A 1,788-nucleotide genomic window follows, 5' to 3' on the forward strand; every position below is an offset into this window, starting at 1 on the left:
CCCCCCCAGATCAGGCGCCATGTCTCGGGGGCTCGGAGAGGTGGATAAGAGACAGGCGCCGCGCCGGCCGCCCCGCAGCAGCCGTACCGCGCGCCCGCCACCCCGGCCGGCTGGGGTGCGCCGTCGCCCTGGGGCGCGCCCGCGGGCCACGCCGGCCCGACCGGCCCCGCCGGCCCGACCGGCCCCGTGGCCGGTGCCGTCCCGCCGTCCCCGCTGCCGGCCGACCCGGCGGCGGCCCCCGCACCCGCCCTGCTGCCCCCGGGCGTGCTGCCGCCCGCGATGCCCGAGCTCGGCGTCCCGGCGCCGCGCCGCGGGCGCCGCCGCCGGCGCGTCCCCCTCGGCGTCGTGGCAGGCCTCGTGGTCGCCGCGTTCGGCGCCGGCCTGCTCGGCGGGGTCGTCGGCGCCCGGATCGAGCGCGACGACGCGCACCTGGCCGACGCCGGCCTGCCCGCCGCCGTCGGCACGGGCGCGGGCGACCGCGCGCCGGACAGCGTCGCCGGCATCGCCGCCACCGTGCTGCCGTCGGTCGTCTCGATCGAGGTGTCGTCGGCGTCCGGCGGCTCGACCGGGTCGGGCCTCGTGCTGCGCCAGGACGGCTACATCCTCACCAACCACCACGTCGTGGCGGGCGCGTCCGGCGCCGGGTCGTCGATCGTGGTGCTGCTCGCGGACGGCTCGCAGCTCCCGGGGACCATCGTGGGCAGCACCGCCGACTACGACCTCGCGGTGGTCAAGGTCGAGGCCGAGGGACTGACCCCCCTGGTGCTCGGCGACTCCGACGCGGCGCAGGTCGGCGACCCGGTCGTCGCGATCGGCGCGCCCCTGGGCCTCGCGGGCACCGTGACCACCGGCATCGTCAGCGCGCTCAACCGCCCGGTCGCGGCCGGCGACGGCACCGAGGAGACCGCGTTCATCAACGCGATCCAGACCGACGCCGCGATCAACCCGGGCAACTCCGGCGGACCGCTGGTGAACGCGGCGGGGGAGGTCGTCGGGATCAACTCGGCGATCGCCCAGCCGCCGGGCGCCTCCGCGACGAGCGGCGGCAGCATCGGGCTCGGGTTCGCCATCCCGTCCAACCAGGCGCGGCGCACCGCCGAGCAGCTCATCGAGACCGGCGTCGCCACCTACCCGGTGATCGGCGTCCTGCTCGACGGGTCCTACACCGGCGAGGGTGTCCAGGTCGCGACCGAGCCGCAGGGCGCGCAGCAGCCGGTGACCCCCGGCGGCCCCGCGGACCGCGCGGGCATCCGCGCCGGCGACGTGATCCTCGCGATCGACGGGCGACCGGTCACCGCGTCCGACGAGCTGGTGGTGGCGATCCGCGCCCGCACGCCCGGCGACGCCGTCTCCCTGCGGGTCCGGGCCGCCGACGGCGCCGAGCGGGACGTGCGCGTCGTCCTCGACGAGTCCGCGCAGGGCTGACCCGGACGGGCGCCGGGGACCGCTAGGTGGCGCGCCCGGCGGACGGTAGCCTGGGTGACGTGTTCGGGATCAACGGCGGCGAGCTCCTCGTGATCCTGGTCGTGGCCGTCATCGTGATCGGCCCGACGCGGCTGCCGAAGTACGCCGAGCAGCTCGCCCGGCTGACCAAGCAGGCCCGGCACTTCCTCGCGGACGCGCGCGAGCGCGTCGACAGCGAGCTCGGCGACGAGGTCAAGGACATCGACTGGGCCGCGCTCGACCCGCGGCGCTACGACCCCCGCCGGATCGTCCGGGACGCCCTGCTGGACCCCGAGCCGGCACCCGCCGGCGCCCGGACCGCCGCGGCGGCCGGTGGTGCCGGCG

2 protein-coding genes are annotated in these 1,788 nt (G+C 78.3%); both read left to right on the plus strand.

Annotated features, from left to right (window positions below; genetic code table 11):
* Nucleotides 1-186: 186 nt before the first annotated feature.
* Nucleotides 187-1,425, plus strand: a complete 1,239-nt coding sequence (locus AC3WUG_RS19595) for a S1C family serine protease (protein ID WP_492329201.1) — start codon at nucleotides 187-189, stop codon at nucleotides 1,423-1,425.
* A gap of 59 nt (nucleotides 1,426-1,484) precedes the next feature.
* Nucleotides 1,485-1,788: twin-arginine translocase TatA/TatE family subunit (locus AC3WUG_RS19600; protein WP_492329202.1), on the plus strand; the 304-nt coding region annotated here is incomplete at its 3' end.

The organism is Cellulomonas sp. EB106-03-03-XG116 (genome assembly GCF_058792015.1).